Genomic DNA, 22990 nt, shown 5'->3' with positions numbered 1-22990 from the left:
CCGGATCTGGAAGCCCAGTAATGGGTGGAGGTGACCGGTACTAATAGGCCGAGGGCTTGTCCATATTTGCTCGCGTCCACTGTGTTAGTTCTGAGGCAACGACCGTGTGTTTTCCGGTCTAACTTCATAGTGTTTCGGTGGTCATAGCGTGAGGGAAACGCCCGGTTACATTCCGAACCCGGAAGCTAAGCCTTACAGCGCCGATGGTACTGCAGGGGGGACCCTGTGGGAGAGTAGGACACCGCCGAACTCCTTTTAGAGCTCTGGCTCTTGGGCACGCAGCCCAAGAGCCAGAGCTTTTTTGCGTTGAGGTAGGGTCAGGGGGCATCGTTGGCACGTTTCCCACAGGAGGCCCCCGGGTGGAGGTCCAGGAGACCCGGGTCCAGACGGACCGGGTCCTCACCATCCCCAACATCCTCAGCATGGCGCGGCTCGTTGGGGTGCCGCTGTTCCTGTGGCTGATCCTCAGGCCCGAGTTCGGAGGGCCCAAGAGTGACACGTGGGCGCTGCTGGTACTCGCTCTGAGCGGGATCAGCGACTACCTGGACGGCAAGCTCGCCCGGCGGTGGAACCAGATCAGCAGCCTCGGCCGGCTGCTCGACCCCGCTGCCGACCGGCTCTACATTCTCTCGACCCTCGTCGGTCTCACCTGGCGCGAGATTCTGCCCATCTGGTTGACGGCTGCACTGCTCCTGCGAGAGCTGGTTCTCCTGGTGATGGTGGGCATCCTCAGGCGCCACGGTTATCCGCCGCCGCAGGTGAACTTCCTCGGCAAGGCCGCCACCTTCAACCTCATGTACGCCTTCCCGCTGCTCTTGCTCAGTGACGGAACTGGATGGATCTCGTCACTCGCTGCTATTTTCGGATGGGCGTTCGCTGGATGGGGTACAACGCTGTACTGGTGGGCAGGAGTGCTCTATGTGGTCCAAGTCCGCCGCCTGGTCCGTGCGGACGCCGAGGCCGACTGAACTCGCCCATTGGCACGGCCGTAGCGGCTCGATGGCCCCCGGCAGAAAAGTACGGGACAATCTGGACGGGTGAAGTCGGCTAGACCGTCATCTTTAAGGAGGACGCTTCCGACATGAAGGCCGTCGTGATGGCCGGAGGCGAAGGCACACGCCTTCGTCCCATGACCTCAAGCATGCCCAAGCCGCTCCTGCCGGTGGCAAACCGGCCGATCATGGAGCACGTTCTGCGGCTGCTCAAAAGGCATGGGCTCAACGAGACCGTCGTCACCGTCCAGTTCCTGGCCTCCCTGGTCAAGAACTACTTCGGTGACGGTGAAGAGCTCGGAATGGAGCTCTCCTATGCCAACGAGGAGAAGCCACTCGGTACCGCCGGAAGCGTCAAGAACGCCGAAGAGGCGTTGAAGGACGATGCCTTCCTCGTCATTTCCGGTGATGCCCTGACCGACTTCGACCTCACCGAGCTCATCAACTTCCACAAGGAAAAGGGCGCGCTGGTCACCGTTTGTCTGACGCGTGTGCCCAATCCGCTTGAATTCGGTATCACCATCGTGGACGAGGAAGGCAAGGTCGAGCGCTTCCTGGAGAAGCCGACCTGGGGCCAGGTCTTTTCGGACACCGTGAACACCGGCATCTACGTCATGGAGCCCGAGGTCTTCGACTACGTCGAAGCCGATGTGCCCGTGGACTGGTCCGGCGATGTCTTCCCGCAGCTGATGAAGGAAGGCAAGCCGATCTACGGCTACGTCGCTGAGGGCTACTGGGAGGACGTCGGCACGCACGAGAGCTATGTGAAGGCCCAGGCCGACGTGCTGGAAGGCAAGGTCGACGTCGAGATCGACGGCTTCGAGCTTTCCCCCGGCGTCTGGGTGGCCGAGGGTGCCGAGGTGCACCCCGATGCCGTTCTCCGCGGACCGCTGTACATCGGTGACTACGCGAAGGTCGAGGCCGGCGCCGAGATCCGTGAGCACACCGTTGTGGGCTCCAACGTGGTCGTCAAGAGCGGGGCGTTTCTGCACAAGGCCGTCGTGCACGACAACGTGTACGTCGGGCAGCAGAGCAATCTGCGTGGCTGTGTCGTCGGCAAGAACACCGACATCATGCGCGCGGCTCGTATCGAGGACGGCGCGGTCATCGGTGACGAGTGCCTCGTCGGCGAGGAATCGATCATTCAGGGGAATGTGCGGGTCTACCCGTTCAAGACCATTGAAGCTGGTGCCTTCGTCAACACCTCGGTCATCTGGGAGTCCAGGGGCCAGGCGCATCTTTTCGGCGCTCGTGGCGTCTCCGGCATCCTGAACGTCGAGATCACCCCGGAGCTCGCTGTCCGGTTGGCCGGTGCCTACGCGACGACCCTCAAGAAGGGTTCGACCGTCACCACCGCTCGCGACCACTCCCGTGGCGCGCGGGCACTCAAGCGGGCGGTCATCTCCGCTCTGCAGGCCAGCGCCATCGACGTACGCGACCTGGAAAACGTACCGCTGCCCGTCGCGCGGCAGCAGACCGCGCGCGGCAGTGCCGGCGGAATCATGATCCGGACCACGCCCGGCGTGCCGGACTCCGTGGACATCATGTTCTTCGACGGGCGGGGCGCGGACCTTTCCCAGGGCAGTCAGCGGAAGCTGGACCGGGTGTTCGCGCGGCAGGAGTACCGGCGTGCGTTCCCGGGTGAGATCGGGGACCTGCACTTCCCGGCCAGTGTCTTCGATTCGTACACCGGTTCGCTGTTGCGGAACGTCGACATCACCGGGATCGCCGAGTCCGGGCTGAAGGTGGTCGTGGACGCGTCGAACGGCAGCGCGGGGCTGGTGCTGCCCAGTCTGCTCGGGAAGCTCGGGGTGGACTCGCTGACCATCAACCCGGGGCTCGACGAGTCCAGGCCCACGGAGACGGCGGATGCCCGTCGCTCGGGTCTGGTACGGCTGGGCGAGATAGTGGCGTCCGCGCGGGCCGCGTTCGGCGTGCGGTTCGACCCCGTGGGCGAGCGGCTGTCCCTGGTGGACGAGAAGGGGCGGATCATCGAGGACGACCGCGCGCTGCTCGTCATGCTCGACCTGGTCGCCGCGGAGCGCCGCAGCGGCCGGGTGGCGCTGCCGGTGACGACCACGCGGATCGCCGAGCAGGTGGCGGCGTACCACGGGACGCAGGTCGAGTGGACGACCACCTCGCCCGACGACCTCACCAGGGTCGGACGCGACGACTCGACGATCTTCGGCGGTGACGGCAAGGGCGCCTTCATCGTTCCGGAGTTCAGCAGTGTCTTCGACGGTACGGCGGCCTTCGTGCGCCTGATCGGGCTGGTGGCGCGGACGCAGCTCACGCTCAGCCAGATCGACGCGCGGATTCCGCGGGCGCATGTCCTGAAGCGGGATCTGGCGACCCCGTGGGCCGTCAAGGGTCTGGTGATGCGCAGGGTCGTGGAGGCGGCGGGCGATCGCTTTGTCGACACGACTGACGGCGTCCGGGTCGTGGAGACCGACGGACGCTGGGTGATGGTGCTGCCGGACCCGGCGGAGGCGGTCACCCATCTGTGGGCCGAGGGGCCCGACGACGCGTCCGCACAGGCCCTGCTGGACGAGTGGTCGGCGGTCGTGGACAGCGCCGGCCGCTGAGACACGCACGCGCGCGTGCCGGACATGTGTCCCCAAAGGGGCCTGTCCGGCACGCCGATGGGGCCATTCGGAGGTAGGGGCCGCGACGTGCGACGATGTGCGGCATGCCGCAGCAGCCCCCCATTCGGAGCACCCCCACGCGCCCGTCGCGCCCGGACGCCTCCATGTCGCTGCTCACCAACGTCATGGACCACAGCCTCGACGACGGGTACGCCGAGGCGGCGGCCCGCAAGAAGGCCGCCGGTGACGGGGGGCTGCCCAGGACGTTGCGGGCGAAGCTGGGTCTTGCCGTCGGCCTGGTGCTCGCCGCTCTCGTGGTCACCGTGGGAGCGGCCCAGGCACGGGTGGCCGCTCCGGTCGTGGCCAAGGAGCGCGAGGAGCTCATCGACCGTATCGACCGTGAGACCGAGACGGCGGACAAGCTCGAGGAGAGTGTCGACCAGCTGCGCGGCGACGTGAGCACGCGGCAGCGCGAGGCGCTCAAGCAGAGCGGCGACAGCGGCCAGGCCGATCTCGTGGGCATCCTGTCGGGTGCGACGGAGGTGCACGGCCCTGGCGTCAAACTGGTCGTGAACGACGCCAAGGAAGCCACCACCGGCGGTGACGGCAACCCGCGTGAGACATCGGGGTTCTCCGACACCGGGCGGGTGCGCGACCGCGACATGCAGCGGGTCGTGAACGGACTGTGGCAGTCGGGCGCCGAGGCCGTCTCCATCAACGGACAGCGGCTGACCGCGCTGTCCGCGATCAGGGCCGCGGGTGACGCGATACTGGTCGACAACAAGCCGCTCGTGCCGCCCTACACGGTGCTTGCGGTGGGGGACGGGCAGCGGCTGAGCACCAGGTTCCAGGACAGTGCCGACGGGCTGTATCTGCACGCCCTGGAAGAGAACTACGGCATCCGGACCGCCATCTCGGTGGAGGACGATCTCCGGCTGCCGGCCGCACCGAGTGTGATCGTACGTACAGCAGAGCCGAGAACTGAGAAGGGCACATCGTGATCGCCGTACTGGGCCTCGTCGTGGGAGTCGTGGCCGGCCTGTTGGTCCGGCCTGAGGTTCCGGCGGTTGTCGAGCCTTATCTGCCGATCGCCGTGGTGGCGGCGCTGGACGCCGTCTTCGGCGGGCTGCGGGCCATGCTCGACGGCATCTTCGACGACAAGGTCTTCGTCGTGTCGTTCCTGTCGAACGTGGTCGTGGCCGCACTGATCGTGTTCCTGGGCGACAAGTTGGGCGTGGGCGCCCAGCTGTCGACCGGTGTCGTCGTCGTGCTCGGCATCCGGATCTTCTCCAACGCCGCGGCGATCCGCCGGCACGTTTTCAGGGCCTGAGGCCGATGAGCGAGCAGGAAGAGACTCCCGGCAACAGGCTGCGCAAGGAGCTGCCCGAAGAACTGCCGGCGACGGCACCCGAGCAGGAGGACGTGCGGGCGGCGGAGCCCGGGTTGACCGGGCGTCAGCGGCTGGTGAACGGGCTGTGGCCGCCGCGTGCGAGCCGCGCCCAACTCATCGTGGCGGTGCTGTTGTTCGGGCTCGGATTCGGTCTTGCCGTCCAGGTGGCGTCGAACAGCGACAGTGACAGCGCGCTGCGGGGGGCGAGGCAGGAAGATCTCGTACGCATCCTCGATGAACTGGACGACCGTACTCAGCGTCTTGAAGACGAGAAGCAGGGCCTCGAGAAGCAGCGGGACGAGCTGGAGAACAGCTCCGACCAGGCCGAGGAGGCCCGCAAGCAGACGGTCGAGAAGGAGCGGCAACTCGGCATCCTCGCGGGCACGGTGGCCGCACAGGGGCCGGGCATCACGATGACGATCGAGGACACCAAGGGGACGGTCGAGGCGGACATGCTGCTCGACGCGATCCAGGAGCTGAGGGCCGCCGGCGCGGAGGCGATCCAGGTGAACGGCGTACGAGTTGTCGCGGGCACGTTTCTGTCGGACTCGGACAAAAGCGTGAGCGTCGACGGGAACAAGATCACGGCGCCGTTTCGTTTCAAGGTCATCGGCAATCCGCAGGACCTCGAACCGGCGCTCAACATCCCTGGAGGCGTGGTGCAGACTCTTGAGAAGGAGCAGGCCACCGTAACCGTCGAGCGGTCGGACAAGATCGTCGTGGACGCCTTGCGAGCAGCGAAGCGGCCTGACTACGCTCGGTCGTCCTCCCAGTGAACCGGGGGTGCATGGGGGGCGACGCGCCAGGGCATGAGGTTGCGGGGGGTCGGCGCACCGAATGGGTGGTGCGTGGTGGAAACTGTCTGGTGGCAACGGACGTTGTGAGGATGTCCGGGTCGACCGGTGTGTTCAATCAGGGTTCGTCCTGCCCCACGGGCGGGTCTGTTTCGGTCAAGGGGAATCGCCCGTGAAGTTGTTTCAGAAGTTGTTCGGCAAGAGCGCGCGAGAAGGCAGCGACAATGCCACCGCTCGTCACCGCGCACAGCCCGACGCCGAGGGCCAGCGCCCGCTGTTCCGGGACCAGGTCTCTGGTCAGGGCGGTGACATTTCCGGAGGTCAGGGCGTGCCGTCTGTTGACCCTGCCCAGTCCGGCGGCATAGGTTTCGGGCAGCCGTCAACCTCGAGTACGGGTGGAGGGTTTTCCCCTATGTCGGCCCTGGTGTGTACGAGGTGCGGTAACCGCAACGCGGAGAACAGCCGCTTCTGCTCCAACTGCGGTGCCCCGCTGCGGGCCGGTGCCGTGCCCGAGCGCCCCTCGGAGACGACCTCCACCATCTCCATCTCGGGACTCGAGGCCTACGACTCCGAGGTCACCGGCCAGACGCAGATGCCGGCGCTCTCCCCGGAGGCACAGGCCGCCGTCGACGCGCTTCCGCTGGGCTCCGCGCTCCTGGTGGTGCGCCGTGGGCCGAACTCGGGCAGCCGCTTCCTGCTGGACGGCGAGCTGACCACGGCCGGCCGTCACCCGCAGAGCGACATCTTCCTCGACGACGTCACGGTCTCGCGGCGGCACGTGGAGTTCCGCCGCGGCCAGGACGGCTCGTTCACGGTGTCCGACGTGGGCAGTCTCAACGGCACGTACGTCAACCGCGAGCGGATCGACTCGGTCGCTCTGAACAACGGCGACGAGGTGCAGATCGGCAAGTACCGGCTGGTGTTCTACGCGAGCCAGCGGGGCTACTGACCCTCCCAGGGAAGGTCCATGCTTCAAACACCGAGCGGCGGTGCCGGACACGGCGCCGCCGCCACGGACAGTGGGCTGATGAGCATCGGCACGGTGCTGACCATGCTGCGCGACGAGTTCCCCGAAGTCACGATCTCCAAGATCCGTTTCCTGGAGTCCGAGGGCCTCATCGAGCCGCAGCGGACCCCCTCCGGCTACCGCAAGTTCAGCAACCGGGACGTCGAGCGCCTCGGTCATGTCCTGAGGATGCAGCGGGACCACTATCTGCCGCTCAAGGTGATCCGGGAGCACCTGGACGCCATGGAGCGCGGCGAGGCCGTCGCGCTGCCCACGGTGGGCCGTCAGCGGGACGGAGAAACGGTCCTGGAGGTCTCCGAGGGCCCCACAGCGGCCCGGATCGGCCGGGACGAGCTGCTCGCCGCCGCCGAGATCGGTGAGCCGGAGCTGGCGGAGTGGGAGTCGTACGGGCTCATCACCCCGCTTCCGGACGGGGCCTACGACGCCGAGGCGGTCACCGTGGCCGCGCTCGTCGTGGAACTCGGGCGGTTCGGGATCGAGCCGCGGCATCTGCGTGCCATGAAGGCGGCCGCCGACCGTGAGGCAGGGCTCGTCGAACAGGTGGTGGCCCCGCTGAAGCGCCACCGCAACCCGCAGACCCGCGCGCACGCGGAAGCCCGTGCCAAGGAACTCGCGGGGCTCACGGTGAAACTGCACGCGGCGCTCGTGCAGACCGCGCTCGGCGTACGGCTGCCCTGAGTGCGGTCGGTGCAGGAAGTGTCACCCGTTTCCTGCCCGACTACCCAAACGTCCCGGGCACGGCCTAGGGTTGCTGTGTGAACGAGCTCGATGTCGTAGGTGTCCGGGTCGAAATGCCCTCCAACCAACCGATCGTGCTCCTGCGTGAAGTGGGAGGCGACCGCTACCTCCCCATCTGGATCGGGCCGGGGGAGGCGACTGCGATCGCCTTCGCGCAGCAGGGCATGGCCCCCGCACGACCGCTGACCCACGACCTGTTCAAGGACGTGCTGGAGGCGGTCGGCCAGGAGCTCACCGAAGTGCGCATCACGGACCTGCGTGAGGGCGTCTTCTACGCGGAGCTGGTCTTCGCCAGCGGGGTCGAGGTGAGCGCGCGGCCGTCCGACGCCATAGCGCTGGCCCTGCGCACCGGGACGCCGATCTACGGCAGCGACGGAGTGCTCGACGACGCCGGTATCGCGATCCCGGACGAGCAGGAGGACGAAGTGGAGAAGTTCCGCGAGTTCCTCGACCAGATCTCCCCCGAGGACTTCGGTACCAGCAGTCAGTGAGGAAGCTGCGGCCGATCCGGCGGATCAGTGGTCCGTGCCGGGTCGGCCGTGTCCGTTCGTCACCAAAATGCTGGCATTTGCCACCGGCGCGTGAGAGCGTCCTGCGGCCCGTTCGGAGCGCATTCGGCTAGCCTTTCCCCGCAGTGGGGTACGGCAAACCACTCCTAGGGTGATTATCACTCGGCGTGCCGAGTGTGGCGATCGTTGACGCACCCCTGGTGACTGCCTACCGTCGAGAAGGCAGGTCAAGGACGGAGGTCGGCGTGAGAAGCAGCGGCGACGGTACGGCTGGGGGTGCCCCCGGACGGAGTCTCGGGGCGAGCGGTCCGTACCCTCCCCCAAGCTCTCCACTGCGTTCGACGTGGGGGGACCCCCACCACGGCGGCGCGGCCGATCACGTTCCGCAGCGACCGGCGGCCGTGCCGAGCAGCGGAGGGGCGACGTCCATGGCGTCCGAGCAGATCGGCTATCGCGGCCCTACGGCGTGCGCGGCGGCCGGCATCACCTACCGGCAACTCGACTACTGGGCGCGCACCGGGCTCGTGGAGCCGAGCGTGCGGCCCGCCCACGGGTCGGGGACGCAGCGGCTCTACAGCTTCCGGGACGTCGTCGTCCTGAAGATCGTCAAGCGGTTCCTCGACACCGGGGTGTCGCTGCAGAACATCCGCACCACGGTCCAGCATCTGCGTGAGCGCGGTTTCCAGGACCTGGAGCGCATGACCCTCATGAGCGACGGGGCCACGGTCTACGAGTGCACCTCGCCCGACGAGGTCCACGCGCTGCTCCAGGGCGGCCAGGGGATCTTCGGGATCGCCGTGGGCGTCGTGTGGCGGGATGTCGAGAGCGCGCTGTCGCAGCTGCACGGGGAGCGCATCGACACCGGGGAGACGCTCGTCGGTCACAACCCCGCGGACGAGCTGGCCCGGCGCCGCAACAAGGCGGTGTGAAGCCTGCCCCGCACTCTTCGGCGGGGCATTGTCAGTGGCGTAGGGCAGCATCGGACATGTGAGAAAAGCGCCCACGATCCTGCATCTCGACATGGATGCCTTCTACGCCTCGGCGGAGCAGGCGTCCAAGCCGAGTCTGCGCGGGAAGGCCGTCGTCGTGGGCGGGCTGGGGCCGCGGGGTGTGGTGGCCACCGCGTCCTACGAGGCCCGGGTGTTCGGGGTGCACTCGGCGATGCCCATGGCCCAGGCGAGACGGCTCGCGCCGAACGCCGCTTATCTCGTGCCGCGCTTCGGGTTCTACAAGGCGATCAGCGAGCAGGTGATGGGGCTGTTGCGGGAGCTGTCGCCGCTGGTGGAGCCGCTGAGCCTGGACGAGGCGTTCGTGGACCTGGAGGCTGGGGGAACGGCCTGGGACGAGGCGTCGGCGCGGCTGGCCGGGGCCAAGCTGCGCGCCGACATACGGGCCGTCACGGGGCTCACGGGGTCGGTGGGGCTCGCGGCGTCCAAGATGCTCGCCAAGATCGCCTCCGAGCAGGCCAAGCCGGACGGGCTTGTGGTGATCGAGCCCGGGACGGAGCGGGCGATGCTCGGTCCGATGTCGGTGCGGACCCTGCCCGGGGTGGGGCCGGCGACGGGGGACCATCTGCGGCGGGCCGGGATCCACACGGTCGACGAGATCGTCGAGGCGGGGGAGGACGAGCTGGTACGGCTGCTCGGGAAGGCGCACGGGCACGGGCTGTACGCGATGGCACTGGCGCGGGACGAGCGGGCCGTGGTGGCGGAGCGGGAGGCGAAGTCGGTGTCCGTGGAGGACACGTACGACGTGGACATCCATGACCGGGTTCGGGTGGGGCTGGAAGTGCAGCGGTTGGCGGACCGGTGCGTGCGGAGGTTGCGGGCGGCGGGGTTGTCGGGGCGGACCATCGTGTTGAAGGTGCGGCGGTACGACTTCTCCACGTTGACGCGGTCCGAGACCTTGCGGGGGCCCACGGATGATCCCGCGGTGGTGCGGGAGGCCGCGTTGCGGTTGCTGGAGGGGGTGGACTCCACGGGGGGTGTGCGGTTGCTGGGGGTCGGGGTCTCCGGGCTCGCCGACTTCACTCAGGAGGATCTGTTCGCCCAGGCCGCGGGGGCGGGGGCGGGGGCGGAGCAGGGCGTCGAGGAGGTGGGCGACGACGCTCCTGTTGAGGAGCGGGATGTGGTGGTCGAGCGGCGGTGGGTCGCGGGGCATGACGTGCGGCATTCCGAGTACGGGCACGGGTGGGTGCAGGGGAGTGGGCTGGGGCGGGTGACTGTGCGGTTCGAGACGCCGGATTCGGAGCCGGGTCGGGTGCGGACGTTTCTTGTCGACGATCCTCGGCTGGAGTCGGCTGAGCCGTTGCCGTTGGTTCAGGCGTTGGGTTCCCACCCGCACCACCTGTGACGGTTGCGTGGTCGGGTGCGGGCGGCCCTTGTGGGGGTGGAGCGCCGTCGGCGGCCGCGGGGTGTGGTGGGTGGTCGGTCGGCGGACGTGGGTGGGGTGCCGGACGGGGTGGTGCAGGGGTGTGCAGGGCGTCTGACGGGGTGCGGGTGGGGCGGGGGCGTGAGGAGTCTGGCCCAGCTCGTGGAGGTGCGAGGGGGTGTAGGACGGTCGACGGGGCTGGTGTGGGGGTGGCTCGGCTGTAGAGCGTCTGGTTCCCGCCGGGTGTGCCGGAGGGGCAAAGCGTGCCTCTGACGAGGGCGGGAGGGCTGCACAGCACCCCGCGGGCCTCATGCCGGGCGGCGGGCAATGCAAGAGCTTGGCCGACGTGGGTGTGGTGGGACGGATGCGAGGGGGTGCTGGCGTGTGGCGGACTTGGTTCGGCCGGCCGTCAGTGGTGTTGGGGGTGGGGGCGCTGACATGGGCGGGGCGGCGTGGCCGCCGGGCACCTGGTGTGGTGTGGAACCGCGGTGGTGACGGGGTGCGGCGCGGGACCGTGTGGCGCCCTGGGCCTGCACTGGGTGCGGTCAGGCCTCTACGTCCTCCGTGCCTGCCAGGTTGCCGAAGTCGCGGTCCGGGAGTGGGGGCGGGGCGGACATGTCGAGGCCGTAGTGGTGGTAGAGCTGGAGTTCCTGGTCGGGGGAGAGGTGGCGGCCGACGCCGAAGTCGGGGGCGTCCTTGATGAGGGTGCGGTCGAAGGGGACGTGCAGGGTGCCGTCGATCAGTTCGCTCGGCTCGAGGGGGACGAAGGCGTCACGGGAGAAGAGGCCGGTGCGTATCGCCGCCCACTCCGGTACGCCCGTCGCGTCGTCGAGGTAGACCTCGTCGATGGTGCCGATCTTGGTGCCGTTGCGGTCGAACGCCTTGCGGCCGATCAGGTTGCGCGGATCGATGTCGGTCTGCACGGGCCCTCCACTTGGTCGCAACTCATCCGAAGCGGTCGTATGCACTACGAAAGAGCACATCGGGGTGTGCGGCCACTCGAAGACGCGTGCGGTGACCTCGCTGGTAGGCTTGCCAGCGGCTGCTGACCCCGTGCGGGAGAGTCCTCCAGACACCATCGGAGGCGCCGAAGGAGCAAATCCTCCCCGGAATCTCTCAGGCTCACGTACCGCACGGACGAGGTCACTCTGGAAAGCAGGGCGGGTGTCGACGGCTTCCGCTCTCACCGACGGTGAAAGCCGGCGGCCTTCGGGCGGCCGGTGAAGCTCTCAGGTCGAGATGACAGAGGGGGAGGCCGTCGGGGTACCCGCGCCGGGGTACCCCTCGAAGGTCGCGTCAGACCAGGAGGCCTCCGCAATGACCGCCCATCGCACTCCGCTCTCCGAGCTCGAACAGGGAATCCCCTTCGAGCAGCGTCACATCGGTCCCGACCACGAGGCTCGGGCCAAGATGCTCGCGCAGGTCGGCTACGGCTCGCTGGACGAGCTCACCGCCGCCGCCGTGCCGGATGTGATCAAGAACGCCGATGCGCTGGAACTGCCCGGTGCGCGCACCGAGGCCGAGGTGCTGGCCGAGCTGCGGTCGCTGGCCGACCGGAACCAGGTGCTCGATTCGATGATCGGGCTCGGGTACTACGGCACCTTCACTCCGCCCGTCATCCTGCGCAACGTCATGGAGAACCCGGCCTGGTACACGGCCTACACGCCGTATCAGCCGGAGATCTCGCAGGGGCGGCTCGAGGCGCTGCTGAACTTCCAGACCATGGTCGCCGACCTCACCGGGCTGCCGACCTCCGGCGCCTCGCTGCTCGACGAGGGGACCGCGGCGGCCGAGGCCATGTCCCTGTCGCGGCGCATGGGGAAGAACAAGAAGGGGCTCTTCCTCGTCGACGCCGACGTGCTGCCGCAGACCATCGCCGTGATCGAGACCCGTGCCGAGCCGGCCGGGGTCGAGGTCGTGGTCGCGGACCTGGGCCAGGGCATCCCGGACGAGATCGCCTCGCGCGAGATCAACGGCGTGCTCGTCCAGTACCCGGGCGCCTCCGGGGTCGTACGGGACATCAAGCCGCTCATCGACCAGGCTCATGAGCTCGGCGCGCTCGTGACCGTCGCCGCCGATCTGCTCGCACTGACGCTGTTGAAGTCGCCGGGCGAGCTCGGGGCGGACATCGCGGTCGGGACCACGCAGCGGTTCGGGGTGCCGATGGGATTCGGCGGACCGCACGCCGGTTACATGGCCGTGCGCGAGAAGTTCGCGCGGAGCCTGCCCGGGCGGCTCGTGGGTGTGTCCGTGGACGCCGACGGCAACAAGGCGTACCGGCTCGCGCTGCAGACGCGTGAGCAGCACATCCGCCGGGAGAAGGCGACCAGCAACATCTGCACCGCGCAGGTGCTGCTCGCGGTGATGGCCGGGATGTACGCCGTCTACCACGGGCCCGACGGGCTCAAGGGCATCGCCCGGCGCACGCACCGGTACGCCACCCTCCTCGCCGCCGGGCTCCGCGCCGGCGGGGTCGAGGTCGTGCACGGCTTCTACTTCGACACGCTGACCGTGCGAGTGCCGGGGAGGGCCGCCGAGGTCGCGTCGGCCGCGCGGCACAACGGTGTCAACCTGCACCTCGTCGACGCCGACCACGTGTCCCTCGCCTGTGACGAGACCACCGCGCGGGCCCAGGTGGCCGCCGTGTGGGGCGCGTTCGGGGTCGAGGCCGACATCGAGGCGCTGGACGCGGCCACCGAGGAGGCGCTGCCGGACGCGCTGCTGCGTGAGGACGAGGTCCTCACCCACCCCGTCTTCCACCAGCACCGCTCCGAGACCGCGATGCTGCGCTACCTGCGCAGGCTCGCCGACCGGGACTACGCGCTCGACCGGGGCATGATCCCGCTGGGCTCCTGCACCATGAAGCTCAACGCCACCACGGAGATGGAGCCGGTCACCTGGCCCGAGTTCGGGCAGCTGCACCCCTTCGCGCCCGCCGAGCAGGCGCAGGGCTATCTGACGCTGATCACGGAGCTGGAGGAGCGGCTCGCCGAGGTCACCGGGTACGACAAGGTGTCGCTCCAGCCCAATGCCGGTTCGCAGGGCGAGCTGGCCGGGCTGCTCGCCGTTCGCGGGTATCACCGGGCCAACGGGGACGAGCAGCGGACCGTGTGTTTGATCCCGTCGTCCGCGCACGGGACCAACGCCGCCAGTGCCGTGATGGCGGGCATGAAGGTCGTCGTCGTGAAGACCGCCGGGGACGGCGAGATCGACGTCGAGGACCTGCGGGCCAAGATCGAGCAGCACCGGGACGAGCTGGCCGTGCTGATGATCACGTACCCCTCGACGCACGGTGTGTTCGAGGAGCACGTGGCCGACATCTGCGCGCAGGTGCACGAGGCCGGCGGGCAGGTGTACGTCGACGGGGCCAACCTCAACGCGCTGGTGGGGCTGGCCAAGCCGGGGCACTTCGGCGGCGACGTCTCGCACCTGAACCTGCACAAGACCTTCTGCATTCCGCATGGTGGGGGTGGTCCGGGCGTCGGGCCGGTGGGTGTGCGGGCGCATCTCGCGCCGTATCTGCCGAACCATCCGATGCAGCCCGCGGCGGGGCCGGAGACGGGCGTGGGCCCGATCTCGGCCGCGCCCTGGGGTTCCGCGGGCATCCTGCCGATCTCGTGGGCCTATGTCCGGCTCATGGGCGGTGAGGGGCTCAAGCGGGCCACGCAGGTGGCGGTGCTCTCCGCCAACTACATCGCCAAGCGGCTGGAGCCGCACTACCCCGTGCTCTACACCGGCCCCGGCGGGCTGGTCGCGCACGAGTGCATCATCGATCTGCGGCCGCTGACCAAGGCGACCGGGGTGAGCGTCGACGACGTGGCCAAGCGGCTCATCGACTACGGCTTCCACGCGCCGACCATGTCGTTCCCGGTGGCCGGGACGCTGATGATCGAGCCGACCGAGTCCGAGGACCTGACCGAACTCGACCGGTTCTGCGAGGCGATGATCGCCATTCGCGGGGAGATCGAGAAGGTCGGCACCGGGGAATGGGCCGCCGAGGACAACCCGCTGCGGAACGCTCCGCACACGGCCGGGGCGCTCGGTGGGGAGTGGACGCACGCCTACACGCGTGAGGAGGCCGTCTTCCCGGGCGGTGTCTCGGTCGCGGACAAGTACTGGCCGCCGGTGCGGCGGATCGACCAGGCCTTCGGTGACCGGAACCTGGTGTGTTCGTGCCCGCCGCTGGACGCGTACGACGACTGATGTGCGGTGAGAAGGGCCCCGTCTCGGCGGGGCCCTTCTCCTTTTCCCGCTAGGTGGTCGCCAGGGACACCTCGGTCGACTTGATCAGGGCGACGACGGGGGTGCCGGCGGTGAGGGCGAGGTCGGTCGCGGAGTCCCGGGTGATCGCGGAGGTGAGTTCACCGCCCTCGACGGCGATCTTCACGGTGGCCATGGCGGCGCCGGTGGTCACGGTGGTGACCGTGCCGGGCAGCTGGTTGCGGATGGACACGCCCCGGACCGGGGCGGTGGCCAGGGAGACCTCCGTCGACTTCACCAGGGCGCGTACGGGCGTGCCGTGGGTGAGGCCGAGTTCTTCGACGGCGTCGAGGGTGATCGCGGCCGTGAGGTCCTGGCCGCCGTCGAGGCGGATCTTGACCGTCGCCATGGCCTCGCCCGGGGTGACGGTGGTGACGGTGCCGGGGAGCTGGTTGCGGATGCTCAGGGTCATGGGCATCAACTTAGGGCTGTCTGCGGCTCATGTCCGTTATGCACGGATCAGCCGGTGTGGACTCGGGGGCGGCGCGCGCGGTCCGGTTCTGCCTCTCGGAGGACCTCTCGGGTCACCGGGGCCACCTCGCCCTGGCCGAAGAGGAAGAAGCGGAGGAAGTTGGCGAAGGGGTTGCCCTCGGTCCACTCGAAGTAGATGTGGGGGGTGCGGCCGGTGCTGTCCCGGATGTGGAGCAGGAGGGCGGCGAGGGCGTTCGGGATCGAGGAGGACTCCACGGTCAGGACCCGGTAGCGGCCGTGGAGGACCTCGCCCCGGACCGTCAGGCTCGCCTCGAACTCCGAGGGGTCCAGGACCGTCACCTCCACGAAGACGAAGTCGTCGCCGGGGAGGTCGTTGTCCTCGCGGATCTGCTCGATCTTGTCCCGGTACTCGGCCTTGTCCCGCTGGTCCGGCTCGTTGGCGATGATGCGGATCTTGCGGCTGGCCATGTCCCGGATGAAACGTTCCGCCATGGCGTCGAGCGTCACGTCGGTCACGCGGAGCTCGAAGGCACGGGCCAGGCGGGAGAGCAGGGAGACCAGGATGATGCCGGCGATGAAGCAGGCGCCGATCTTCACGCCGTCGGGACGTTCGATGACGTTGACGACGGTCGTGTAGAGGAACACCGCGGAGATGACGGCGAAGCCGACGCTCCAGCCCCGCTGCCCGGCCTTGCGGGCGGCGATGGTCACCGCGATCGCCGCCGAGCTGATCAGCACCAGCACGCCGGTGGCGTACGCGCCGCCCTGGGCGTCGACGTCGGCGTCGAAGATCCAGGTGACCAGGAAGGCGATCAGGGTGAACACGATGACCATGGGGCGCACGGCGCGGGCCCAGTGCGGTGCCATGCCGTAGCGGGGCAGATAGCGCGGCATGAGGTTGAGCAGGCCGGCCATCGCGGAGGCGCCGGCGAACCACAGGATGGCGATGGTCGAGACGTCGTAGACCGTACCGAAGACGCCACCGAGGTAGTTGTGGGCGAGGTAGGCCAGGGCGCGGCCGTTGGCCGGGCCGCCCGACTCGAAGTCCTTCTCGGGGATCAGGAGGGTGGTGATGAAGCTGGTGGCGATCAGGAAGCAGCTCATGATCACGGCGGCGGTGGTGAGGAGCTTCTTCGTGTCCCGGATCCGGCCCGCCGGTTTCGCCTCGGTGTCGTCCGGGTCGCCCTGGACGTGCGGCATGACGGCGACACCGGTCTCGAAGCCGGAGAGACCGAGGGCCAGCTTGGGGAAGACGATCAGGGCCACGCCGATCATCACGAAGACATTGCCGTGCTCGGCGGTCAGGGCGCTGGACCAGTCCGTGACGACGTGGCCCGCGGTGACGATGTGCCACAGACCGACGATCACGACGACGACGTTCAGGGCGAGGTAGACGCCCACCAGGACGGTCGCGACGCCGACGGCCTCCAGGAAACCCTTGAGGAAGACCGCGCCCAACAGTGCCACGAGGACGAGGGTGATCAGCATCTGCTGGTCGTGCAGGGCGCTGTTCAGGTGCGGGTTCTCGACCAGGTGGGTGGAGGCGTCGGCCGCGGACAGGGTGATGGTGATCAGGAAGTCGGTCGCGGCGAAGCCGAGCAGGGTGAGGACGAAGAGCTTGCCCTGCCAGAAGGAGAGCAGCCGTTCCAGCATGGCGATCGAACCCTCGCCCCGGGGGCTCTCCTCGGCCACCCGGCGGTACACGGGCAGGGCACCCGCGAGGGTGACGATCACGAGGACGATGGTCGCGATCGGGGAGAGCAGGCCGGCCGCGAGCGCGGCGATGCCGGGCTGGTAGCCGAGGGTGGAGAAGTAGTCGACGCCGGTCAGGCACATCACCCGCCACCAGCGCTGGCCCTGGTGAGCCGGTTCCGGTTCGGCGTGCGGGCCGGTGTGACCGCCGGTCCTGCCCATGTCGGCCAGACCCTCGAGCATCCAGGAGCGCAGGCGACTGGAGGGAGGGTGTTCGGTGACGGCCATCGGGGGTGCTCCTGCGGTGCGGCTCAGCGGGGTCCGGCCGCCCGGCTGACGGCGCGACCAGCGTAAGCGGAGAGTGACGCGTGGGCCCATGGATGGAGGGTGTACGGGCGTCAAGCTTCCGTTAAAAGTCGGTCCGCGGAGATCGGCCGTGGGGCGAAGGGGCAGCTTGGGGGGTCGTACGGCCGCGTTCGAGTCGCGTGGGGGGTCCGCGGAGGTGGACACGTAGCGTCATGTCGCGGTCGGAGCGCGGTGGCAGCGGGTCCGCCGTGAGCCGTGCATCCGCTGCGCGAGGCACGGGGGCGGAGCCGCGGGACGGGACACCTCCCGACGGCGTCGCGACGTCGGCGCTGGGGGCATACCGGGAAGCGCGATGATTCCACAGGTGGCAGTCCACCGGAACCTTTCAGCACCATCCTGTTAAGGGCTCATAGGGCGGGCTTGACTCTTTCCTTGGAATGGAGGTCATAGGGTTGGCCGTGGATATGAAACATCGGCCCCAAGGGGGCGCATTCTGAACGGCTTCGGTCGTCGGAGTAGGCAGCGGCGGGTGTGATCCGGGGGTAAGCAGTGGAACTGCGTCAGATCGAGTATTTCGTCGCCGTGGCGGAAGAGGGCCATTTCGGCCGCGCCGCACAACGCCTCTTCATCGGGCAGCCGGCGATCAGTCAGCAGATCCGGCGGCTGGAGCGTGAGCTGAGCTGCCCGCTGTTCGACCGTCAGCCACGACACGTCCAGCTCACCGAGGCCGGGGACCGGTTTCTGCCGGAGGCCCGGTCGGTGCTTGCCGCGGTCGACCGGGCACGTCGGGCCATCGAGGAGGATGAGAGCGAGGGCAGGGTCACCATTCGCCTCGGCACCTGTTCGGGGCTCGGGGACCATCTGTACCGGATGCTCAACAACCTGGCGGCGATCATGCCGAACGCGGTCGTCGATCTGATCTCCACGCCGTCCGAGTCCCGCGTCCCCGCCGTCATGACGGGCCGACTGGAAGCGGCGTTCACGCACGCCCCGCCGCCCGCGGACGCCGAGGTCGACTGCCTGGACATGTGGCTCGACCCACTGGTGGTCGCCCTGCCCAGCTGGCATCCGCTGGCCGCGCAGCACGAGGTGTCCATCGCCGATCTGGCGGACATCCCGCTACGGCTGCTTCCCCGGCGCGGTAATCCCGTCCTGGTGGACTGTGTGTTCCAGGCCTGTGCCGAGGCCGGTTTCACACCGCGCTCGGAACCCCCGGGAACCACCTTGGACGAGACGCTCGCAGCCATCGGCTCGCCGTCGACGGCCAGTTGGACCGTCCTGTATGCCTCGCACGCCCGGTTGCTGACCAACCGTTATCTCGCCTTCCTGCCTTTCCGGGAGCCGCTGGTGATCAACACCATGCTTCTCGTGCCCCGTGACACCGGCACGCCCGCGCTGCGGGCCCTGGTGGAGGCAGGGCGGCAGTCCGGCTGAGGGCGCAGGGTGCGGCCGGTGCGCCTGGTCGGCGGGTGGAGTATGTCGCCGGGGTCGCGATCCCGCCCGCGGACCCGACCGGCGCGGTGCGCCTGCGCGGACGGGCTCTGTCGCAGCGTCGGCTAGGGGATGGGCGGGGACTCGGGGCCGGGACTCCGAGGGTGTGGACCGCTGCGGTCCCGTGAGGGGCCCGCTGCCGCCGAGACGTGGTTGCGGATCGCCGCCGGGGCCGCGTACGGCGGGTTCGACCGACGGTGTCGCCCATGGGCGTGCGGTTCGGATCGGGCCGGGCCAGGGGGCGTGCGGCAGCGGTGTCTCGAGATGCGTCGGGGGACTGCGGCCGTTGGTGTCGCCCGGCACCCGGGAGGCGTGCCCCAGAGCGCGTACCGGTAGGCGACGGGGGCCCGGATGCGCGACGGCGATGCCTCGAAGGTGGGATGCGGCTCACCGGCTCCCCCGGTTTCGACGGGCCCCTGTCGTTCGGCCGCGGGGCCGCCGCCCGGATACTGGCCTGTTCCGTCCCGTCCCTTCACGGGAAGTGCGTCGCTCGATCCGTGATCGGGCCCGGGTGACCCCATCACGATCCCTGATCGGCACCATCGCCGAATGTGCCTTGTAGGTGCCGCGGAGCCCGGCGACGATCAATGGGCAACGAGCGCTGGAGCAGCGGTCGTTCGCCGGTGGAGCAGTCATCGATGTGAGGGGAGTCCAGAGCATGCTTGCTCTCGTGCCGACCGCGGATCCGGACGAGCCGGTTGCCTTGGAGACCGTCGCCGAGCCGGAGCCCGCCGACGGCGAGGCGGTCGTCGCCGTCGAGGCGTTCAGCATCAACCGCGGTGAGCTGATGCGGCTGTACCGTCCCAAGCCCGGCTGGCGTCCGGGGCGGGACGTGGCCGGCCGGGTGGTGCGGGCCGCGGCGGACGGTTCGGGGCCGCAGGCCGGAACCCGGGTGGTCGCCTTCGCGGCCAACGCCGGCTGGGCCGAGCAGGCGGCGGTGCCGACCACCAGCCTGGCCGAGCTGCCGGACGCCGTCTCGGCCCCGCAGGCGGCCGCTCTGCCCCTGGCAGGACTGAGCGCGCTGCGCCTGCTGCGCGCCGCCGGCGCCGTCGCCGGGAGACGGGTCCTGCTCACCGGCGCGTCCGGCGGCGTGGGGCACTTCCTGGTGGAACTCCTCGCCGGGGCCGGGGCGGAGGTCACCGCGGTGACCGCGACCCCTGAGCGCGGCGCGCGGCTGCTGGAGCTGGGGGCCGCGGCCGTCGTACACGATCCGCAGGACGCCGAGGGGACCTTCGAGCTCGCCCTGGAGTCCGTGGGGGGCGGGTCCACCCGGGCGGCACTGGGCAAGCTGGGTCGACGAGGACGGCTGATCTGGTTCGGCGGCGCGTCGCGCGAGCCGCTGACGCTGAACTTCTTCGACTTCTTCGCCGGACCCGAGTCGGGCACGATCCAGCACTTCTCCAACACCGACTCCGACACCTCCGACGGCGCCGACCTCGCGACCCTCGTCAGTCTGGTCGCCGCGGGCCGGCTGCACCCCGAGATCGGGCACGTCGCCGACTGGAAGCGCACCGCGGAGGCACTGGTCTCGCTCCGGGAGCGGCGGGTGCGGGGCAAGGCCGTACTCACCCTCGGGGACGTTCTGTGAACACCGCCCCCGCCCCGGCGGGCCGCGCACTGAGCCACTCGCGCACCGTGCCCCGCGAGATCGCCCACCGCCGGGCCGTCAGCGAGGTCTTCGTGACCGACTCGGTGGCCTGCGGAACGGACGCGGCACTGCTGGGCTTCCAGATACCGCGCGCGCACAGTCTCTGGGCCGATCGCCCGGCCGGGCCGCACGACGCCTTCGCGGTGGGGGAGGCAGCCCGCCAAGCGGCGTTCGTCTTCTTCCACGAGCACCTCGGCCTGGCGGTGGGGCTGCCGTTCAGCATGCAGCGCTGGGAACTCGCGGTGCTGGAACCCGAGTCGCTGCGGGACGACGAACGCGCCCCGCTGGAGGGCGAGATCCACTACCGGGTGACGGGCCGGCAGGTCTCCGCCGTCCGCGGCAGCATGACCATCGAGGGCACCGTGCGGATCGACGGCCGGCCGTCGCTGCGGGTCGCCAGCGAGGTCGCCTGGGCCTCCCGCCGGGACTACCAGGCGCTGCGCGACTACCAGCGTGGCCGCAAGTCACTGCAGACCGCCCCGTACGAGGCCCCGGACCGGTACGCACCGGATCTGGTCGGCCGCCGCGACCCGCGCAACGTCGTCATCGGCCCGCTCGAAGGCGCCGGGCCAGGACACCACCGGCTGGTCGTCGACTTGTCCCACCCGGCCTTCTTCGACCACTCCTACGACCACGTGCCCGGCCCGCTGATGCTCGAGGGCCTGCGGCAGACAGCGCTGCTGACCGCCTGCCACAGCGGCGCGCTCACCACTCCGAGGGCCCAACTCCAGGCGGTCGCCGTCGGGTTCGCCGACTTCGCCGAGTTCGAGGGTCCGGTGGACTTCCGGGCCGAGGCGCCGGTCCCCGCCCCTGACGGCGGCGTCGCCGTCACCGTTGCCGTCCTCCAGTTCGACGCGGCCGTCGCCCAGGGCGAGATCACCCTGCGCCCCTGACACCGCGCTCCTTCGGGCCCCCATGCTCCCGCCTGCCCGCAGCACCGTGCCGTGGGCCCGGTATGCCGACACCCCGTTCGTCCGAGAGGAGTACCCCCATGCCCCGGTACGCCGCTGTCGAGGTGGTCGCCTGCGACTTCGCAGGTGTGCTCACCGAGCCGCTGGAGGCCACGTTCGAGCGCTTCTGCGCCCGTGCCGACATCACGGTCGCGCAGTTCACCACGGCGATGCACGAGGTCAGCGAGGTCGCCGGGATGCCCGGGCACGACGTGATCAGCCTCGGCGTGTGGACGGAGGACCACTGGGCCGCCGAACTCGCCTCGGCGCTTCGCCGCCGTACCGGCAGGGACTTCGACCTGAGCGCCTTCGGCGCCCGTTGGTGGTTCCCGGGGCGCGGCCGCAACGAGGAGTTCCTCGGGTATCTGGCCGGCCTGCGGGCGGAGGGCGTCCGACTCGCCATGATCACCAACAACGTCCGTGAGTGGGAGTCGAGTTGGCGGGCCATGCTGCCCGAGTCCGAGCAGCTCTTCGAGACGGTGGTGAACAGCTGCGAGGTGGGCGTGGTCAAGCCGGACCGGCGCATCTTCGACCTGACGGCCGAGCGGCTCGGCGTCGAACCCGGCCGCTGCGTCATGGTCGACGACCTGTCCGACAACAGCGTCGGCGCGGCCGCGGCCGGCTGGCAAGCCGTGCAGTTCACCGACAACGCACGCGTCGTCAAGGAACTCGACCGTCTGCTCGGACGCGGCGTCGACTGACCAGACCCACCGCACTCCCCCCACCCCATCCCGCGACGGTGTGAAGGACCGGACATGAGGATTACCAGCGAGCTGTCACTGTGCGGCACGACCCTGTGGGCCCCGGAGACGGTCGAGACCCCGGCCGAGGCGGTGGCCGCCGGCCGTCTGTCGGCGGAGGAGGCCGAGGAACTGGCCCTCGACCACGTGCCGGTGGCGCCGGACGAGCTGTCCCCGCCCGACATGGCGGTGCATGCCGCCCGGCAGGCCCTCGACGCGGCCGGAACCGACGCGGCGGACCTGGGGCTCCTGGTGCACTGCTGCATCTGGCATCAGGGCCACGAGATGTGGAGCGCACCGCACTACGTCGCCCGCCGACTCGGGGCGGAACACGCGCTCCCGGTCACCATGTCCCAGGGCTGCAACGCGGTCATGCCCGCACTGGAACTGGCCGCGGGCCGGATGCTCGCGGACGACGAGGTCACCGCCGCACTGGTGACCGCGGCGGACCGGTTCGTCCTGCCCAACTTCGATCGCTGGAACGGAAGTTACGCCTGCGCGCACGGCGACGCCGCCACCGCCACGGTGTTGCGGCGCGGCTCCCACCCGGGACGCGGAGTGCTGCTCCGCGCGGTCAACAGCGTCGCGGTCCCCGAGCTGGAGGAGATGAACCGGGCCGGCCTGGAGCTGACCCCCGGTCCGCTGGCGCACGGCGAGAAGCTGGACCTGCGCCGGACCAAGAAGGCGTATCTCCAGCAGTACGGCTTCGAGTCCTTCGAGAAACTCGCCCGGGGCGCGATCGTCGCCGTACTGCGGCGGACCCTGGAGGAGGCCGGCGTCGAGCCGGACGACCCCCGGATCACCTGCGTCACGATGCCGCGGATGAGCCGCAAGATCGTGCGGGGCACCTACTTCCCGGTCATCGCGGAGGTCACCCCGGCCCCGCCGCTGGGCCTGGCCGCCCGCACCGGTCATCTCTCCTGCAGCGACATCCTGGCCAACCTCGCCGACATGACCGCGCTGGCCCTGCGCAAGCCCGGCGACATCGGCCTCGTGCTGAACGCCGGCGGTGGCTACACCTGGTCCGCGATCGCCGTGGAGGTGCCCGGCCGCTGAGCCGGGCGCA

General features: G+C 69.6%; 19 protein-coding genes, 1 rRNA gene and 1 riboswitch. Of the genes, 17 read left to right on the top strand and 3 right to left on the bottom strand.

What is annotated here, in order from left to right; all coding sequences use genetic code 11:
- The first annotated feature begins 133 nt into the window (after positions 1-133).
- The 11 genes from rrf to ACFYZ8_RS19575 all read left to right on the top strand — a co-directional run bounded on the left by rrf (position 134) and on the right by ACFYZ8_RS19575 (position 10387).
- Positions 134-250, top strand: a 5S ribosomal RNA gene (gene rrf / locus ACFYZ8_RS19625).
- Positions 251-359: 109 nt separating this feature from the next.
- Positions 360-968, top strand: a complete 609-nt coding sequence (locus ACFYZ8_RS19620) for a CDP-alcohol phosphatidyltransferase family protein (RefSeq protein ID WP_356027812.1) — start codon at positions 360-362, stop codon at positions 966-968.
- A gap of 113 nt (positions 969-1081) precedes the next feature.
- A complete protein-coding gene (locus tag ACFYZ8_RS19615; RefSeq protein WP_359040050.1) occupies positions 1082-3577 on the top strand; it encodes a mannose-1-phosphate guanyltransferase in 2496 nt (831 codons plus the stop codon).
- Positions 3578-3681: 104 nt separating this feature from the next.
- Positions 3682-4578, top strand: coding sequence for a DUF881 domain-containing protein (locus tag ACFYZ8_RS19610; protein ID WP_388529577.1), 897 nt, complete (start codon positions 3682-3684; stop codon positions 4576-4578).
- Positions 4575-4907 carry a small basic family protein gene (locus ACFYZ8_RS19605; protein WP_003988855.1) on the top strand — a complete coding sequence of 111 codons (333 nt, stop codon included), beginning with the start codon at positions 4575-4577 and terminating at the stop codon, positions 4905-4907. Before ACFYZ8_RS19610 ends, ACFYZ8_RS19605 begins: the two co-directional genes overlap by 4 nt.
- A gap of 5 nt (positions 4908-4912) precedes the next feature.
- Positions 4913-5743 (top strand): DUF881 domain-containing protein, encoded by an 831-nt coding sequence (locus ACFYZ8_RS19600; protein WP_359040054.1) that lies wholly within the window; start codon positions 4913-4915, stop codon positions 5741-5743.
- Positions 5744-5804: 61 nt separating this feature from the next.
- Positions 5805-6710 (top strand): FHA domain-containing protein, encoded by a 906-nt coding sequence (locus ACFYZ8_RS19595; protein WP_359040056.1) that lies wholly within the window; start codon positions 5805-5807, stop codon positions 6708-6710.
- Between the two features lie 18 nt (positions 6711-6728).
- Positions 6729-7466: a MerR family transcriptional regulator gene (locus tag ACFYZ8_RS19590; RefSeq protein ID WP_359040058.1), complete on the top strand. Its 738-nt coding sequence runs from the start codon at positions 6729-6731 to the stop codon at positions 7464-7466.
- A gap of 77 nt (positions 7467-7543) precedes the next feature.
- Positions 7544-8017 carry a bifunctional nuclease family protein gene (locus ACFYZ8_RS19585; protein ID WP_004002801.1) on the top strand — a complete coding sequence of 158 codons (474 nt, stop codon included), beginning with the start codon at positions 7544-7546 and terminating at the stop codon, positions 8015-8017.
- Between the two features lie 263 nt (positions 8018-8280).
- Entirely contained in the window at positions 8281-8964 is a 684-nt protein-coding gene (locus ACFYZ8_RS19580) for a MerR family transcriptional regulator (RefSeq protein WP_388529582.1), read from the top strand.
- 58 nt (positions 8965-9022) lie between these two features.
- Positions 9023-10387, top strand: a complete 1365-nt coding sequence (locus tag ACFYZ8_RS19575; RefSeq protein WP_388529585.1) for a DNA polymerase IV — start codon at positions 9023-9025, stop codon at positions 10385-10387.
- A gap of 563 nt (positions 10388-10950) precedes the next feature.
- Here the strand turns inward: ACFYZ8_RS19575 and ACFYZ8_RS19570 are convergent.
- Positions 10951-11328, bottom strand: a complete 378-nt coding sequence (locus tag ACFYZ8_RS19570) for a PRC-barrel domain-containing protein (RefSeq protein WP_359040064.1) — start codon at positions 11326-11328, stop codon at positions 10951-10953.
- Between the two features lie 123 nt (positions 11329-11451).
- A riboswitch (glycine riboswitch) is annotated at positions 11452-11547 on the top strand.
- Positions 11548-11722: 175 nt separating this feature from the next.
- On the opposite strand from ACFYZ8_RS19570, the gene gcvP reads away from it, so the two are divergent.
- The gene (gene gcvP / locus ACFYZ8_RS19565; protein ID WP_388529588.1) at positions 11723-14608 is read left to right on the top strand and encodes an aminomethyl-transferring glycine dehydrogenase; all 2886 of its coding nucleotides are present in this window, start codon (positions 11723-11725) and stop codon (positions 14606-14608) included.
- A gap of 49 nt (positions 14609-14657) precedes the next feature.
- Here gcvP and ACFYZ8_RS19560 read toward each other — a convergent pair whose 3' ends face one another.
- Both ACFYZ8_RS19560 and ACFYZ8_RS19555 read right to left on the bottom strand, forming a co-directional pair.
- Entirely contained in the window at positions 14658-15077 is a 420-nt protein-coding gene (locus ACFYZ8_RS19560) for a TOBE domain-containing protein (RefSeq protein WP_359040068.1), read from the bottom strand.
- Between the two features lie 47 nt (positions 15078-15124).
- A complete protein-coding gene (locus ACFYZ8_RS19555; RefSeq protein ID WP_388529591.1) occupies positions 15125-17077 on the bottom strand; it encodes an APC family permease in 1953 nt (650 codons plus the stop codon).
- Positions 17078-17644: 567 nt separating this feature from the next.
- On the opposite strand from ACFYZ8_RS19555, the gene ACFYZ8_RS19550 reads away from it, so the two are divergent.
- The 5 genes from ACFYZ8_RS19550 (at position 17645) to ACFYZ8_RS19530 (ending at position 22980) form a co-directional block, all read left to right on the top strand.
- The gene (locus tag ACFYZ8_RS19550) at positions 17645-18529 is read left to right on the top strand and encodes a LysR family transcriptional regulator (protein WP_359040072.1); all 885 of its coding nucleotides are present in this window, start codon (positions 17645-17647) and stop codon (positions 18527-18529) included.
- Between the two features lie 715 nt (positions 18530-19244).
- A complete protein-coding gene (locus ACFYZ8_RS19545; RefSeq protein ID WP_388529594.1) occupies positions 19245-20174 on the top strand; it encodes a zinc-binding dehydrogenase in 930 nt (309 codons plus the stop codon).
- Complete coding sequence (locus ACFYZ8_RS19540) at positions 20171-21127, top strand: AfsA-related hotdog domain-containing protein (RefSeq protein ID WP_388529597.1); 957 nt, start codon at positions 20171-20173, stop codon at positions 21125-21127. The genes ACFYZ8_RS19545 and ACFYZ8_RS19540 overlap by 4 nt, the downstream gene beginning before the upstream one ends.
- Before the next feature lie 98 nt (positions 21128-21225).
- Entirely contained in the window at positions 21226-21885 is a 660-nt protein-coding gene (locus tag ACFYZ8_RS19535; RefSeq protein WP_388529600.1) for an HAD family hydrolase, read from the top strand.
- Between the two features lie 54 nt (positions 21886-21939).
- The gene (locus ACFYZ8_RS19530; RefSeq protein WP_359040079.1) at positions 21940-22980 is read left to right on the top strand and encodes a ketoacyl-ACP synthase III family protein; all 1041 of its coding nucleotides are present in this window, start codon (positions 21940-21942) and stop codon (positions 22978-22980) included.
- The last annotated feature ends 10 nt before the right edge of the window (positions 22981-22990 follow it).

The sequence above is a fragment of the Streptomyces sp. NPDC001668 genome, from assembly GCF_042893155.1.
GTDB lineage: Bacteria > Actinomycetota > Actinomycetes > Streptomycetales > Streptomycetaceae > Streptomyces.
This window is presented reverse-complemented; position numbering and strand designations above follow the sequence as displayed.

What these genes read in the sequence shown, in the direction of transcription:
- ACFYZ8_RS19545 (WP_388529594.1), top strand. Translation starts at nt 19,245, where the DNA reads ATGCTTGCTCTCGTGCCGACCGCGGATCCGGACGAGCCGGTTGCCTTG.
- ACFYZ8_RS19530 (WP_359040079.1), top strand. Translation starts at nt 21,940, where the DNA reads ATGAGGATTACCAGCGAGCTGTCACTGTGCGGCACGACCCTGTGGGCC.
- ACFYZ8_RS19535 (WP_388529600.1), top strand. Translation starts at nt 21,226, where the DNA reads ATGCCCCGGTACGCCGCTGTCGAGGTGGTCGCCTGCGACTTCGCAGGT.
- ACFYZ8_RS19590 (WP_359040058.1), top strand. Translation starts at nt 6,729, where the DNA reads ATGCTTCAAACACCGAGCGGCGGTGCCGGACACGGCGCCGCCGCCACG.
- ACFYZ8_RS19595 (WP_359040056.1), top strand. Translation starts at nt 5,805, where the DNA reads ATGGGTGGTGCGTGGTGGAAACTGTCTGGTGGCAACGGACGTTGTGAG.
- gcvP (WP_388529588.1), top strand. Translation starts at nt 11,723, where the DNA reads ATGACCGCCCATCGCACTCCGCTCTCCGAGCTCGAACAGGGAATCCCC.
- ACFYZ8_RS19555 (WP_388529591.1), bottom strand. Translation starts at nt 17,077, where the DNA reads ATGGCCGTCACCGAACACCCTCCCTCCAGTCGCCTGCGCTCCTGGATG.
- ACFYZ8_RS19560 (WP_359040068.1), bottom strand. Translation starts at nt 15,077, where the DNA reads ATGACCCTGAGCATCCGCAACCAGCTCCCCGGCACCGTCACCACCGTC.
- ACFYZ8_RS19615 (WP_359040050.1), top strand. Translation starts at nt 1,082, where the DNA reads ATGAAGGCCGTCGTGATGGCCGGAGGCGAAGGCACACGCCTTCGTCCC.
- ACFYZ8_RS19610 (WP_388529577.1), top strand. Translation starts at nt 3,682, where the DNA reads ATGCCGCAGCAGCCCCCCATTCGGAGCACCCCCACGCGCCCGTCGCGC.
- ACFYZ8_RS19600 (WP_359040054.1), top strand. Translation starts at nt 4,913, where the DNA reads ATGAGCGAGCAGGAAGAGACTCCCGGCAACAGGCTGCGCAAGGAGCTG.